Origin of the sequence: Frigoribacterium sp. Leaf8, assembly GCF_001421165.1 — a bacterium.
GTDB lineage: Bacteria > Actinomycetota > Actinomycetes > Actinomycetales > Microbacteriaceae > Frigoribacterium.
Genome location: NZ_LMKB01000001.1, coordinates 312,909 through 327,839, shown reverse-complemented (window position 1 = coordinate 327,839; position 14,931 = coordinate 312,909). Strand labels below are relative to the sequence as shown.

Annotated in this window: 14 protein-coding genes; all 14 read left to right on the top strand. The window is 69.6% G+C overall.

Features of this window, described 5'->3' with window-relative positions:
- The first annotated feature begins 78 nt into the window (after positions 1–78).
- The 14 genes from ASL10_RS01545 to rpsG all read left to right on the top strand — a co-directional run bounded on the left by ASL10_RS01545 (position 79) and on the right by rpsG (position 14,885).
- A complete protein-coding gene (locus ASL10_RS01545) occupies positions 79–1,740 on the top strand; it encodes a GspE/PulE family protein (RefSeq protein WP_056043605.1) in 1,662 nt (553 codons plus the stop codon).
- A 46-nt stretch (positions 1,741–1,786) separates the two neighbouring features.
- Positions 1,787–3,823 carry a type IV pilus twitching motility protein PilT gene (locus ASL10_RS16665; RefSeq protein ID WP_304437898.1) on the top strand — a complete coding sequence of 679 codons (2,037 nt, stop codon included), beginning with the start codon at positions 1,787–1,789 and terminating at the stop codon, positions 3,821–3,823.
- Positions 3,823–5,055, top strand: coding sequence for a type II secretion system F family protein (locus ASL10_RS01535; RefSeq protein ID WP_056043602.1), 1,233 nt, complete (start codon positions 3,823–3,825; stop codon positions 5,053–5,055). Before ASL10_RS16665 ends, ASL10_RS01535 begins: the two co-directional genes overlap by 1 nt.
- 295 nt (positions 5,056–5,350) lie before the next feature.
- Positions 5,351–5,845: a prepilin-type N-terminal cleavage/methylation domain-containing protein gene (locus ASL10_RS16685; RefSeq protein ID WP_082460061.1), complete on the top strand. Its 495-nt coding sequence runs from the start codon at positions 5,351–5,353 to the stop codon at positions 5,843–5,845.
- 94 nt (positions 5,846–5,939) lie between these two features.
- The gene (locus ASL10_RS01525) at positions 5,940–7,325 is read left to right on the top strand and encodes a prepilin-type N-terminal cleavage/methylation domain-containing protein (protein ID WP_157485178.1); all 1,386 of its coding nucleotides are present in this window, start codon (positions 5,940–5,942) and stop codon (positions 7,323–7,325) included.
- On the top strand, positions 7,325–8,005 hold the full coding sequence (locus ASL10_RS01520) for a type II secretion system protein J (protein WP_056043596.1): 681 nt from the start codon (positions 7,325–7,327) through the stop codon (positions 8,003–8,005). Before ASL10_RS01525 ends, ASL10_RS01520 begins: the two co-directional genes overlap by 1 nt.
- 8 nt (positions 8,006–8,013) lie before the next feature.
- Positions 8,014–9,864, top strand: a complete 1,851-nt coding sequence (locus ASL10_RS01515; protein ID WP_056043593.1) for a hypothetical protein — start codon at positions 8,014–8,016, stop codon at positions 9,862–9,864.
- Positions 9,861–10,694 (top strand): A24 family peptidase, encoded by an 834-nt coding sequence (locus ASL10_RS01510; RefSeq protein WP_056043591.1) that lies wholly within the window; start codon positions 9,861–9,863, stop codon positions 10,692–10,694. The genes ASL10_RS01515 and ASL10_RS01510 overlap by 4 nt, the downstream gene beginning before the upstream one ends.
- 28 nt (positions 10,695–10,722) lie before the next feature.
- Complete coding sequence (gene pilM / locus ASL10_RS01505; protein WP_056043589.1) at positions 10,723–11,772, top strand: type IV pilus assembly protein PilM; 1,050 nt, start codon at positions 10,723–10,725, stop codon at positions 11,770–11,772.
- Positions 11,769–12,431, top strand: a complete 663-nt coding sequence (locus tag ASL10_RS01500) for a hypothetical protein (RefSeq protein ID WP_123571292.1) — start codon at positions 11,769–11,771, stop codon at positions 12,429–12,431. Before pilM ends, ASL10_RS01500 begins: the two co-directional genes overlap by 4 nt.
- Positions 12,432–12,433: 2 nt before the next feature.
- Entirely contained in the window at positions 12,434–13,213 is a 780-nt protein-coding gene (pilO, locus tag ASL10_RS01495; RefSeq protein ID WP_056043584.1) for a type 4a pilus biogenesis protein PilO, read from the top strand.
- A 41-nt stretch (positions 13,214–13,254) separates the two neighbouring features.
- Complete coding sequence (locus ASL10_RS01490; protein ID WP_056043581.1) at positions 13,255–13,830, top strand: DUF6121 family protein; 576 nt, start codon at positions 13,255–13,257, stop codon at positions 13,828–13,830.
- Between the two features lie 210 nt (positions 13,831–14,040).
- A complete protein-coding gene (gene rpsL, locus ASL10_RS01485; protein ID WP_056043579.1) occupies positions 14,041–14,415 on the top strand; it encodes a 30S ribosomal protein S12 in 375 nt (124 codons plus the stop codon).
- Entirely contained in the window at positions 14,415–14,885 is a 471-nt protein-coding gene (gene rpsG / locus ASL10_RS01480; RefSeq protein WP_043593378.1) for a 30S ribosomal protein S7, read from the top strand. Before rpsL ends, rpsG begins: the two co-directional genes overlap by 1 nt.
- Positions 14,886–14,931 lie beyond the last annotated feature (46 nt).

Here is a 14,931-nt window from a genome sequence, read left to right as displayed (position 1 = left end):
CAAGCTCGGACCCGACCCCGAGCGTCGAACGGCCTCGTCGTCCTACCCCCGAGGCCCTGTACTTCCGAGGAGGTACGCGTGGCTTCCATGACCGAGATCCTGATCTTGCACGGGCTGTTGCCGATCGAGCAGCTCGACGTGATCCCGCGCGGCCCTGCCGAGGAAGAGGCGTCCATCCGCGACCTCCTCTCGCGGGGCGTCGTCACCGAGATGCAGGTGGCGAGGGCCCGGGCCACCGCCGCCGACCTCGACTTCGTCGAGCTGATCGACTACCCGGTCGACCGCTCGGCCGTGACGATGGTGCCCGCGGCCGTGTGCCGACGGCACAAGGTCCTGCCGATCGGCGTGCGCGACGGTGCGTTGATCCTCGCCATGGAGGACCCGGGCGACGTCTTCGCCATCGACGACGTCCGCGCCGGCCTGCGCATGGGCGTCGACCCCGTCGTCGCCGAGAAGAACGACCTGCGCGCCGCCATCGACCGGTACCTGCGTGCCGACGACGAGCTGAACGACCTGACGTCGACCCTCGAAGAGGAGAGGGCACACGAGACGGCGGCCGACATCACGGACGGCCCCGACGACGACGTGCCGATCGTCCGGTTCGTCAACCTGCTCGTCAGCCAGGCGATCACCGACCACGCCTCCGACATCCACATCGAGCCGTCCGAGACCGACGTGCGCATCCGGTACCGCATCGACGGCGTGCTGCACGAGATGCAGCCGGCGCCCAAGGCGATCCAGAACGGCGTGATCTCGCGCCTCAAGATCATGAGCGAGATCGACATCGCCGAGCGCCGCAAGCCGCAGGACGGCCGCATGTCGGTCCGCCACGGCGGCCGGCAGATCGACCTGCGGGTGGCGACGCTGCCGACCGTCTGGGGCGAGAAGGTCGTGATGCGCATCCTCGACAACTCGAACACCTCGATGAGCCTGCGCGACCTCAACCTGCTCGAGCGCAACTTCGACGTCTACGCCGAGTCGTACTCGAAGCCCTACGGCATGATCCTCGTCACCGGCCCCACGGGTTCCGGCAAGTCGACGACGCTGTACACGACGCTGAACGCCGTCGCCCGTCCCGAGATCAACGTCATCACGGTCGAGGACCCGGTCGAGTACCGGATGAAGGGCATCAACCAGGTGCAGGTCAACCCCAAGGCGGGCCTGACCTTCGCGAGTGCGCTCCGCAGCATCCTGCGGTCCGACCCCGACGTCGTCCTGCTCGGCGAGATCCGCGACCACGAGACGGCGCAGATCGCGATCGAGGCGTCGCTGACCGGCCACCTCGTGTTGAGCACGTTGCACACGAACGACGCCCCGAGCGCGATCACCCGACTCACCGAGATGGGCATCGAGCCCTTCCTCGTCGGGTCGGCCATCGACTGCGTCGTCGCCCAGCGCCTCGCGCGCCGGCTCTGCGACCGGTGCAAGACGCCCACGGCCTACTCCCCGTTGCAGCTGGCGCACCTGAAGTTCCGGGTCGAGCCCGACGAGAACCCCACGGTGTACCAGCCGGTGGGCTGCCAGCAGTGCTCGAACACGGGCTACCGCGGCCGCATCGCGCTGCACGAGGTGATGAGCGTCTCCGAGGACATCGAGCGGCTCGCGGTGAGCCGTGCGTCCAGCGCCGAGATCGGCCGGGTCGCCCGCGAGCAGGGCATGTTGAGCCTGCGTCAGGACGGATGGGAGAAGGCCAAGCTCGGCCTCACCAGCGTCGAAGAGATCCTGCGGGTCGTCGCGTGACGCCCGCCTCCGGCCGAGCCCGGACCGACCACGAGGAGCCCCTCTCATGAGCGCTTCGATCTACGACATCCCCGACGACGCAGCCGCCGAGGACGCCGCCCTCGCGGGGTGGACGCCGGGCCGTCCGGGCAACGAGGTCCGGTCCGCCACCGCGACCGCGACCGGCTCCGCGACCGCGACCGGCTCCGCGACCGCGTCGTCGACGGCTCCGGCCGACGCGTCGCCGTTCCCGTCCGCTCCCGCGTCGCCCGGGGGTGCCGCGACGGGCCCCGTCTACAGCCTCGACGGAGGCCAGGACCCGGTCATGGGCTGGACGCCCACGCGTGCCCCCTCGAGCCGTCGTGCCGCGCGGCTGGCCGAGGCGCTGGTCGACAAGGCCGCGCTGGCCGACCAGGAGGCCCTGCTCGTCCCCGACACCGGCCCCTCGCCCGTCCTGCCCCGATCGGCCGTGGCCCCGTCGTCGGTCTCCGCGCCCTCCTCCGTGGTCACGTCGCCCGCGGCAGCCGCCCCGGCACCGCTCAGCCCGCCCCCCGCCGGCCACGTGCTCCCGTCGACGCCGCGACCCGGCTGGGTCGACCCGCGCTTCGAGGAGCCGATCCGCGCCTCCCGGGCTCAGGCGTCCCCCCTGCAGGAGGCGCGGGCCGGTTCCGCGACGGACCTCGCCGCCCCCGCCCCCGCCGTCGCGAACCCGGCCGCGGTCGGAGCCCCGGCCGGCACGACGGCCACGTCGGCGTCGCTCGCGTCGTCCTCGCCGTTCGCCGCTGAGGGCGTCGTCCTGCCGAGCCCTGCCGGCGCCTCGGCCGGCCCGACCGCGACGGCCCCCTGGGACGCGCCGGCTCCGCAGCACGTCGCCGCCGACGCGCCGACCGCCGTCCTCGCGACGGCCGAGGACGCGGCCGACTTCCACGGCATCGAGTTGCACCGCCACCCGCGCGACCACGCGCACGCCGGGCTCGTCTCGGCGCTGATCCAGGTCGTGCTGCAGAACGCCTCCGACCTGCACGTCACCACCGACGCCATGCCCACGATCCGCGTCGACGGCGACCTCCGACCCGCCCTCTCCGGAGGCACCGTCTGGGACGCGGCCATCGTCCGCACGGCGCTGGAGAGCCTGCTCACGCCCGAGCAGCAGCAGCGCTTCGACGAGGAGCTCGAGCTCGACTTCGCCTACTCGCTCTCGGACGAGTCGCGTTTCCGCGTGAACTTCTACCAGCAGCGCGGCTCGTTGGGGGCGGCTTTCCGGTTGATCCCCACCGAGATCAAGCAGCTCGGCGACCTGGGCGTGCCCGAGTCGGTGTCGACCTTCGCCAAGCTCCCGCGCGGTCTCGTGCTCGTCACGGGCCCCACGGGTTCGGGCAAGTCGACGACCCTCGCGGCGCTGATCGACCTCGTCAACCGCACGCGGGCCGACCACATCGTGACGGTCGAGGACCCGATCGAGTTCATGCACCAGCACAAGAAGTCGCTCGTGAACCAGCGAGAGGTCGGGCACGACACCCACAGCTTCGCGGCGGCGCTCAAGCACGTGCTGCGGCAGGACCCCGACGTCATCCTCATCGGCGAGCTCCGCGACCTCGAGACCATCTCGGTCGCGCTGACCGCCGCCGAGACCGGCCACCTCGTCTTCGCGACGCTGCACACGCAGAGCGCGGCGCAGACCATCGACCGCGTCATCGACGTGTTCCCGCCGTACCAGCAGGACCAGGTGCGCACCCAGCTCGCCTCGACGCTGCAGGGCGTCGTCTGCCAGACGCTGCTGCCCAAGGCCAGCGGCCGCGGCCGGGTCGTGGCGACCGAGATCATGATGATGACCCCGGCCATCGGCAACCTCGTGCGCGAGGGCAAGACGTACCAGATCGCGTCGTCGATGCAGGCGGGCCGCGACCTCGGCATGCACACGATGGACCAGAAGCTCGCCGACCTGGTGAACACCGGCGTCGTGACGCACAAGGCCGCGATGGAGAAGGTGCACGACCGTGAAGGGTTCGACCGCCTCGTGACGCGAGTGATCAACAAGTCCGAGAGCCAGGGGCTCGACAGCGGCATCGACTTCGGCGACTCGTTCTCGGGCGGGGCCGCCTGATGGCCGGGGCAGTCGCCTACGCCTACAAGGGGCGTGACGGGGCCGGCAAGGTCGTCAAGGGCAAGGTCGACGCGTCGAGCGAGGGCGCGGTCATCACCCGCCTCCGCACGATGGGCGTGCAGCCGATCTCGATCAGCGAGGCGGGTGCCGGCACCGGCCTGCAGCGCGAGGTGTCGATCCCCGGGCTCGGCGACCGTGCGGTCAAGATGAAGGACATCGCGGTCATGTCGCGCCAGATGGCGACCATGATCGGTTCGGGGCTGTCGCTGCTGCGCACCCTGACGATCCTCGCCGACCAGGTCGACAACAAGCGGCTGGCCAAGATCATGGCCGAGGTGCGCGACGACGTCGAGACCGGCGTCTCGTTCTCGGACGCGGTCGGCAAGCACGACAAGGACTTCCCTCCGCTGATGATCAACATGATCAAGGCGGGCGAGACCGGCGGGTTCCTCGACAAGGCGCTCGAGTCGACGGCCGAGAACTTCGAGAAGGAGGTGGCGCTGCGGTCGACGATCAAGTCGGCCATGACCTACCCCGTCGTCGTGCTCGTCATGTCGCTCGTCGCGGTCGTCATCATGCTGCTGTTCATCGTCCCGATCTTCCAGGACATGTTCACCAACCTCGGCGGTCAGCTGCCGTTGCCGACGATGATGCTCGTCTACGCGTCGCGGGCGATGCCGTACGTCGTGCCGGCCGGCATCGTCGTGGGGATCGCGTTCTCGATCTGGTGGCGGACGAACAAGAACTCGGTCAAGGTTCGGGCGTTCCTCGACCCGCTGAAGCTGAAGCTGCCCGTCTTCGGTGCACTGTTCCGGAAGATCGCGATCGCGCGGTTCAGCCGCAACTTCTCGAACATGATCGGCGCCGGCGTGCCCATCCTCACGGCCCTGCGCATCGTGGGCGAGGTGTCGGGCAACTACGTGCTCGAGGAGGCGCTGGTCAAGGTCGCCGAGTCGGTGCGGCAGGGCGAGTCCATCGCCGGCCCGCTGACCGAGTCGGGCGTCTTCCCGTCGATGGTCACGCAGATGATCTCGGTCGGCGAGGACTCGGGTTCGCTGCAGACGATGCTCGAGAAGGTCGCGGACTTCTACGACCAAGAGGTCAAGTCGACGACCGAGTCGCTGACGGCCCTGATCGAGCCCCTCCTGATCGCCTTCCTCGGCGTCGTCGTCGGCGGCATGATCGTGGCGCTGTACCTGCCCATCTTCCAGATCACCTCGCTGATCAAGTAACGCACCAGGCACCCCCGCAGGAGGCGCGGGCCGGCTCACGAGGCCGGCTCGCGCCTCCTTCTCGTCCCGGACGTCCGGCGACCGTGCGGTCTACCCCGCAAACGGGTGTTGACCAGCGATTTCCGGCCTTTCGGGGGATACCCGAACTGGGGCCGTGTCGCAGGCCAAAACCCCCCTTCCAAGGGATTCTGGGGCACTTTCCCAGGTGGCACCATCGATCTCGGCGGGAGCTCAGTGACCGCCTCACCCCCTCACCGGGCATCACTCCCGCACCCGATCGAACAGGACCAGCGACATGTACTTCACCCTCATGGGCAAGCTCAGCGCCCGCCGCCAGAACCTCACCGAAGACAAGGACAAGGGCTTCACCCTGATCGAGCTCCTCGTCGTCGTCATCATCATCGGCATCCTCGCCGCGATCGCCATCCCGGTGTACCTCGGCGTGCAGAACAACGCCAAGGACTCGTCGGTCAAGAGCGACCTGACCAATGCCAAGACTGCCGTCATCGCCTACCAGACCAACACGGGCGCGCTGCCGACTGCGGGCACCCTGGACCCGGCAGGAACGGGCCAGAACGCTGACCTGGCTAAGGCTGGCCTGACCAAGGGGTCGAACACGGGCGCCATCACGCTGGTGGTCTCGACCGACAAGACCGCTTTCTGTGTGTCGGCACCGCGGACGGGGACCGGTGGAGACACGTTCGCCGCCAGCGACCGATCTGGCGTGGACAAGGGAACCTGCACCTCTGCCGGTGCCTTCGCCGCTCCGAGCGCCGCTACCACGCCGTAGTACGGACTGGGCGGCGCGGGGGATCTGCCCCCGCGCCGCTCATCTCTGCAACCCACAAGAGTTCCACCCTCGACCCGACCGGGAGGTGACCACCATGTTCCAGAAGCTCAGCCAGCGCCTCCGTCCGTCCGAGGACGTCGACCGCGACGCGGGCCTGACCCTCGTCGAGGTGATGGTCGCCATGATGGTCTTCGCGATCATCTCGGTCGGTGTCGCCTACTCGATCACCAACGCGCTCGTCCTGACCCGCGAGTCGCGGGCGCGGGCGATCGCCACCAACCTCGCCGCGCAGCAGGTCGACCTGGTGCGGGCCACCCAGAACGTCTTCACGGTCGACGCCAAGGAGATCGACAGCAGGGTCTCGGGCATCGACTTCCGTCTGTCGCAGACCGTGCGCTGGGTCGACTCGACCTCGACCGTCACCGACTGCGGCACCGGTACCGGAACCCTGCAGTACAAAGCCGTCACGATCAGCGTCAGCTACACCGGCCAGCGGTCGATCACCGCACCCGTGACGACCGAGACCGTGCTCGCCCCGAGCGACCGCATCAACGACCCGGCCCTCGGCACGATCGTCGTCAAGGTCACCGGCGCCGGCGGCACCGGCAATCCGGGCGTCGCCGTCGCCATCGCGCCGGCGGCCGTGCCGAACGGCGCCTCGGCGCCCACGACCCCGGCCGTCACGAACACCCAGGGCTGCACGTACGCGCTCAAGGTGAAGCCGGGCAACTACTCCGTCGGCGTCGTCGAGTCGGGCAACCTCGACATCAAGCAGGTCGCCGCCCCGAAGACCACGCCCGTCGTCGTCAAGGCCGGCACCTCGTCGTCGGTCAGCTTCACCTACGACACGGCCGCCACGTACACGCTCAAGTACGCCTCGAACTACAGCAGCAGCGTCCTGTTGCCGACCGACCTCGAGACCACGTTCGTCAGCACCCTCGGCGGGGTCCAGACGGTCAAGTCCGCCGCGAACCCCGCGACCCTCTTCCCCGTGGCCTACACCGTCATGGCCGGGGGCTACGTCGCCCCGATCAAGGACGACAAGGGCGTCGTCACGAACACGCCGTGCGTCGACGTCGACCCGTCGGCCTGGGCCGCGACTCCCGGAAACGGTGCCGGCCAGCCGCTCACGGCAGTCGCCGCGCCACCCGGCGGCACCGCCACGGTCGACGTCCCGATGGGTGTCGTGCGCCTGCCGAAGATGAACGGCACGGCCACGGTCGTCGCCACCTCGGTCGGCACCAAGGCCAACGGTGACCCGGGCTGCAACACGAACAAGGCCTACACCTTCACCGTCAGTGGCCAGAAAGACGTGGCGCTGCCGTTCGGCACCTGGAAGTTCTCCGTCGTCGTGCTCGACCTCCTCGGCGTCGTGACGGCGCAGAGCCCGGTCACCCTCGACGCCGACGCGATCCGCACCCGCGGCACGATCGACAAGTCGACCGGTGCGGCCACCCTCGACCCCCGACCGGCCGGCTGATGACCATCGCCCTCGCCCGCCGCCTGCGCCGGCTCGTCGACCAGCCCGAACGGGGCATCTCGCTCGCCGAGATGCTCGTCGCGATGGCGCTCTTCGCCGTCCTCATGGCCCTCACCGGGGGCTTCGTCGTCACGGCGTACCGTGCCTCGGCCTCGAGCCGCACGATCGACGCCGCCACCCGTACGGCCACGGTCGGCATGACAGAGGTCACCCGCACCGTCCGGGCCGCGACGAACAACCCGGTCTCGACCTCGAACATCGCCGACGCCGCGTTCGTCACGGCGACCGACCAGAGCCTCAAGATCTACGCCTACGTCAACCTCGCGTCGTCCGAGGAGAAACCCGTGACCGTCGAGTTCAAGGTCGTCGACGGCAAGCTCGTCGAGACCACCTGGGCGTCGTACGACCTCGGCGGCGGCTACTGGGGGTTCCAGACCACCCCGAGCTCGGTCCGTACGATCGCCTCGCCCGTCGTGGGCACGGCGCAGGGTGCACCCGCGCTGTTCCGCTACGTCGACTCGGGGGGCTCGACGATCCCGCTGACCGCGGGAGCCGTGCCGATCGGCCTGGTCCGGGGCATCTCGGCCGTGCAGGTCTCGCTGCAGGTCGGCTCGTCCGCCGATCTGTCGAAGTCCACCGTCCTGACCAACACGGTCGGCCTGCCCAACCTGACGTCGTAGGAGTCGAGATGATCACGCTGCTGCACGCCCGGCTCGGTCGCCGCTGGGCCCGCGCTCGCCAGGACGGCGAACGGGGCGTCGCCCTCATCACCGTCATCGGATTGGGGGCAGTCCTGCTGCTCCTGAGCGCCACGATGGTCTCGGTCGCGATCAGTGGCGCGACAGCGTCACGCACCGACTCCGACTTCAACGCCGCGATCGCCGCCGCCTACGCCGGCGTCGAGGACTACCAGAGCAAACTCGCCAACGACAACACGTACCCGCAGTACGGCGTCAAGGGAACCGAGTTCAGCAAGACGAGCACCTTCACGGGCGCGGCCGGCAACCCGGCCTTCGGCGTGGGTGCGGCGGGCACCTGGATGCCCGTGGCGGGCAGCCCCACGTCGTCGTACCGGTACGAGGTCGACAACTCGGCCTACTCGAAGTCCGGCATCCTGCGCCTGCGCGCCACGGGCAAGGTGGGCACGACGACGCGTACCGTCGTGGCCGGCCTGAAGCAGAAGGGCTTCATCGACTTCCTGTACTTCACCGACTACGAGCTGTTCGACCCTCAGCTGTCGAACACCTCGTGCACCCCGGCCTACGAGTGGGCGGTCACCGACCGTCCCGCCTGCACGACCCTGCAGTTCGGTTCGGCCGACGTCATCGACGGCCCCCTCCACAGCAACGACACCCTGCTGATCTGCGGCGCCACCTTCAACGGAGCGGTGACGAGCGCCAATCCCGACAGTCCCCGGTACAGCACCCCGTCGGGCTGTGGCACACCCAAGTTCGTCAACCCGAACTACCCTCTCTTCGCCAAGCGCGTCGACATGCCCGCGACCAACCAGAGCCTGCGCCAAGAAGTGCGGTCCGACCTCACGAGCTCGACCGTGCCCCGCCCGGGCTGCCTCTTCACCGGTCCGACGACCATCACGTTCAACTCGGGCGGAACGATGAGCGTCTACTCGCCGTACACCGTGGCGACCAACGTCAGCGGCGAGCCCGCCACGGGTGGTTCCGTCGCGTCCGGCTGCGGCACGCCGGGCTTCAGCAGCTCAGGAGGCACGCTCGGCAGCCCGGGCGGCCAGACCATGCCCGTGATCGCCAACAACCTGATCTTCGTCCAGGACGTCCCCTCGTTGACTTCCGACCCGAACTTCCCGAAGAAGGCGCCCACGAGCTTCTCGTGCACCGGTGCGGATGGGACGACCCCGGGCAACGGCGTCGGATTCCCGGTCGTCGGCGAGACGCCCCCGGTGACCTCGGGCGACACGATCTCGTACGGCTGCACCAAGGGTGACGTCTTCGTCAAGGGTGCGCTCAAGGGCAACGTCACGGTCGCCGCGGCGAACTACGTGTACATCACGGGCAACCTCACCTACGTCGACCAGGCAGCAGACATGCTCGGTCTCGTCGGGCAGAACGCCGTCTTCGTGCACAACCCGGTCAAGACGACGACCACGACCGAGACCTACAACGCCACCTGCCGCAACGGCTTCTTCGTCTACACCTGCACCCAGACCCGCGACGTGACGACCTCCACCCTGCTCGACCGCAGCAAGACCGACCGCACCGTCAGCGCTGCCATCCTGTCGGTCGCGCACACCTTCACCGTGCAGAACTACAACCTCGACAACGGTTACCCCAAGGGCAAGTTGATCATCAACGGGGCCATCGCCCAGAAGTTCCGCGGGCCGGTCGCGACGACGTCGGGCGGCGCCGTCGTCACGGGCTACACGAAGGCCTACAAGTACGACACCCGCATGGAGTTCATGGCCCCGCCGAAGTTCCTGTCACCGGTGTCGACCAGCTACGGCATCAGCCAGCTCGTCGAGAGCAAGACCGCCTTCACCGCCGCGGGGGTCGAGATCAAGTGATCGCCCTCGTCTTCCCCCTGTCGCTCACCGCGGCGCTCGGCCTCGCCATCGGATCGTTCCTCAACGTCGTCGTGTACCGCGTCCCCGCCGGCCTCTCGGTCGCGCGACCCGCGAGCGCCTGCCCGGGCTGCGGGACCCCGATCCGTCGACGCGACAACGTCCCCGTGGTCAGCTGGCTCGCCCTCGGCGGCAAGTGCCGTGACTGCCGCACGTCCATCTCGGCCCGGTACCCGATCGTCGAGCTGGCCACCGGCCTGTTCTTCGTGCTCGTCGCCGCCCGCCTGTGGCCGCTCGTCGGCGTGCCGACCGAGGCGCTGCCGCTCGTGGCGCGCCTCCTGTCCCTCGTCGCCTTCCTCTGGCTGGCCGGTGTGAGCGTCGCGCTCGCCGTCATCGACCTCGAACACCACCGGCTGCCGGACGCGATCGTCCTGCCGTCCTACGCGGTCGGGGGCGTCCTCCTCGCGGCGTCGAGCATCCTCGTGGGGGACTGGCCGGCGCTCGTCCGCGCCGCCATCGGCCTGGCCTCCCTCTTCGCCTTCTACCTGATCGCCGCCCTGTCGTACCCGGGTGGCATGGGCTTCGGCGACGTCAAGCTCGCCGGCGTGCTCGGCCTGTACCTCGCCTGGCTCGGCTGGGGCGAGTTCGCCGTGGGTGCCTTCGCGGCGTTCCTGCTCGGCGGCCTGTTCGCCGTCGTCCTCCTGGTCACCCGACGCGTCGAACGCACCGGTGGCATCCCCTTCGGCCCCTGGATGCTCGCGGGCGCCTGGGTCGGCGTCTTCGCCGGCGGCACCGTCGCCACGGCGTACCTCACCCTCCTCGGCCTGGCATGACCGGGCGAGCTGACAGAGAGCAGAACTGATGGGCAAGAACATCGTGGGCATCGACATCGGCAGCCGCTTCGTGCGGGCGGTCGAGGTCGCCGACGTCGACAAGGCCAAGCCGACCATCGTCCGGTTCAGCGAGGTGTCCCTGCCCGACGGTGCGGCGAGCCGCGGAGAGGTGATCGAGTCGCAGACCATGGCCGGCACGCTCAAGCAGCTGTGGTCGGCCGGGGGCTTCAAGAGCAAGCGCGTCGTGCTGGGCATGGGCAACCAGCGGGTGCTCGCGCGCGACATGACCGTGCCCAAGGCGTCGCACAAGCGCATCCGCGAGATGCTGCCGTTCCAGGTGCAGGACATGCTGCCCGTCCCGGTCGCCGACGCCCTCCTCGACTTCTACCCGTACGCCGAGGGGCTCGGCGAGAACGGTCCCGTCGTCCACGGGCTGCTGATCGCGGCGGTCAAGGACGCCGTCCTCGGCAACGTCCAGGCGAGCAAGCTCGCCGGCCTGACCACGCTGGGGGTCGACCTGATCCCGTTCTCGAACACGCGCCTCCTCGTCACCCGCCCGCGCATCGCGGGCACGGTCGCGCTCGTCGAGATCGGTCACAGCACGACCTCCGTGATCATGATCGCCGACGGGGTCCCGCAGTTCGTCCGCATCATCCCCTCGGGGGGCGACGACGTCACGCAGGCCGTCGCGTCGAAGCTCGAGGTCTCGACCCAGGTCGCCGAGGGCATCAAGTTCGGCCGTGGCCTCGCCACGACCGTCACGACGCCCGACGAGCAGGCCGCGTCGTCCGCCATCTTCGAGTCCGTCAACGAGTTGCTCGGCAGCCTGCGCAACACGATCCAGTACTACGTCAACACCCGCCCGACCGAGACCGTCGCGGGCATCATGATCGCCGGCGGGGGAGCGGCCCTGCCGGGCCTGCCCGAGGCGCTCAGCGAGGTCACCCGCCTGCCGGTGGCCCTCGCCGACCCGTTCGCGACGGTGGGCTTCGCGAAGAACCTCGACGAGGCCGCCCTGCGGTCGCGGTCGACCGACCTGACCGTGGCCCTCGGCCTGGCCCTGGGGAGCGCAGCATGAGAACCCGCGGAAAAGACACCGGCATCACCGTGGGAGGCGCGCCCCGCGTCGACCTGCTGCCTCCCGAGGTCCGCGCGGAGCGTCGCGCCGCCGCCCTGACCCGTCGGGTCTGGGCCGGCGTCGTCGTGGTCGCCGTCGTGGTCGGGATCGGATCGGGTGCGGCCTTCCTCGAGCGGATGAACGCCGAGGACGACCTCATGGTCGCCCAGGGCGAGACGCAGACCCTGCTGATGGAGCAGGGCGCCTTCGCCGACGTCCGCTCGACGCAGGCGCAGGTGAGCCTGGCCGCCGCGGCCCAGACCGTCGGCGGAAGCACGGACATCGATTGGCCGGCCTACCTCGAGAAGGTGCAGGCCACCCTGCCCGTGGGCGTCACCATCGTCGGCGTCTCGCTCGACCAGGCCTCGCCGCTCGTGCAGTACGCCCAGCCGACGGCTCCGCTCCAGGGCTCCCGCGTCGCCACCCTCACCTTCCAGGCGACCAGCCCGACGCTGCCGTCGGTGCCCGACTGGCTCAACGGCCTCGCCACCCTGCCGGGCTTCGCCGACGCCCAACCCGGTTCGGTCACCCTCGAAGAAGGCACCTACAAAGCCGACGTCACCATGCACATCACCGCCGACGCGTTCTCGGGACGCTTCGCCGCTTCGAAGGACGAATGACCATGGACCGCAACCGCTTGAAGATGATCATCGCCGTCCTGACCGGCGTGGTCGTCCTGGCCCTGGGGTTCGTGCTCGGGGTCCAGCCGCAGCTCACCGCCGCCTCCACGGCGTCCCAGCAGACCGCCTCGGTCGACGAGCAGAACGCCACCCTCCGTGCCGGCCTCGCCACCCTGAAGGCCGACAACGAGAAGCTGCCCGCGTTGCAGTCCGAGCTCGCCGCACTGCAGACCTCGGTGCCGTCCCAGGCGACCCTCCCGGCGTTCCTCACCGAGATCAGCCAGCTGGCCTCTGAGACCGGGACGACCGTGACAGCCTTCACGACGTCCGACGCCGTGGCGTACGCTCCGGCGGCACCTGCTGCGGACGCCACCGCCACCGACTCGGCGGCGACGGACTCGACGGCCGCCGACGGTGCCACGGCCGAGGCAACGGCCCCGATCGCCGCGGCGCCCGACCTCGTCACCGATCCGCAGATCACCGCGGCGAACTTCTCGTCGATCCCGATCACGGTGACCGTCAAGGGCAGCTACCAGCAGGCCCGCGACTTCCTCGGCCGACTGCAGCAGGGTTCGCGGCTGTTCCTCGTGACGAACTTCGCCAGCTCGGGTTCGTCCGAGGGTGGTTCGACGAACGCCGTCCCCGACCAGTGGACCGTCGGCGGCCTCGTCTACGTCCTCCAGGACGCCGCCGCCACCCAGGCCGACCAGGCCGCCGAGACCCCCGCCACCACGGCCGAGGGCGCCGACGACGCGAGCTCGGACACGGCCGCGGGCGAGTAGGCGCGCGCCCCCGCACCCCCGCGGGCGCGTAGCCTCGGAGGATGTCCCGAGCCGTCTACGCCGTCATGGGCACCGTCCTCTTCGGTGCGCTCGTCATCATGGTGGCGGGGTTCGAGGCGCTGCTCCTCGACCGCGACCCCATCGACGAACCCGACGCCGGCACCCTGCTCGGCCCGTTGATGGTCGCCGCCGCCGTGCTCGTCGTGCTGCTGTCGCTGCTGCGGTCGGCGGCGCTCTCCGACGCCCGCGACGACAGGGCTCCGGAGGTGCGGGGCACGTTCCCCGCCCAGCCCGTCGTGTTCGCCCGCCCGGCCGGCGCGGGTGGGTCCCGCTCCGTCACCGGTGACGAGGTGGCCGGCCCTCGCGGGCCCGCACCGCACCTCCTCGTCGCCGCGCTCCTCACGGCCGCGCTCGTCTACGTGTCGATGCTCGCCGTCGGGGGAGTCGTCTACGGCCTCGTGCGAGAAGAGCTCGTCTGGGTGCTGCTCTTCGCCGCCCGGTACGCCGTGTCGCCGTTCGTGATCGGTTCGGCTGTCTGCGCCGGACTCGTGGTCGGGGGCACGCTGGCGGTGTCGCGCATCGACCCGGGGCGTTCCGACCCTCGACCATTTGATTAAGGCCCTACCTCAAGATAAGCTCTTTCGGGTGTGCGCCTGACCGCGCGCCCGAATAAAAAGCCCCCTCGACCTCGCGGCCGAGACGGGCAGACCGTCTCGATCACCGAGACGAGGATGCCGGCTGATCAGCCGGACAGAGCAGAGCGATGCGAGAGCAGCGCGACTCGGCGTGTTCGCAAGGGCAGCGTCGAGATCCGATGAGGAGAACCAGTGCCAACTATTCAGCAGCTGGTCCGCAAGGGACGCACGCCGAAGGTCGTCAAGACCAAGGCCCCCGCCCTGAAGGCCAACCCCCAGCAGCGTGGCGTGTGCACCCGTGTGTACACCACCACCCCCAAGAAGCCGAACTCGGCGCTCCGCAAGGTCGCCCGCGTCAAGCTCTCCAACGGCACCGAGGTCACCGCCTACATCCCCGGCGAGGGCCACAACCTGCAGGAGCACTCGATGGTGCTCGTCCGCGGCGGTCGTGTGAAAGACCTCCCCGGCGTGCGCTACAAGATCGTCCGTGGCGCGCTCGACACCCAGGCCGTCAAGAACCGCAAGCAGGCCCGCAGCCGCTACGGAGCGAAAGCAGAGAAGAAGTAATGCCTCGTAAAGGACCCGCTCCCAAGCGCCCTGTCGTCGCCGACCCGGTCTACGGTGCGCCGATCGTCAGCCAGCTCGTCAACAAGATCCTCCTCGACGGCAAGAAGGGCCTGGCCGAGCGCATCGTCTACGGTGCTCTCGCCGGCGTCACCGCCAAGAACGACCAAGATGCAGTGGCCACGCTGAAGAAGGCGCTCGACAACGTGCGCCCCACGCTCGAGGTCCGCTCGCGTCGCGTCGGCGGTTCGACCTACCAGGTCCCCGTCGAGGTCAAGCCCCACCGCGCCAACACCCTGGCCCTCCGCTGGCTCACCAGCTACGCCAAGGCCCGTCGCGAGAAGACGATGACCGAGCGTCTCATGAACGAGATCCTCGACGCGTCGAACGGTCTGGGCGCCGCTGTCAAGCGTCGCGAAGACACTCACAAGATGGCCGAGTCGAACAAGGCCTTCGCGCACTACCGCTGGTAACCGGCACGAGGAGGCGCGGTGTGCGCACGACGCGCACCGCACCTCC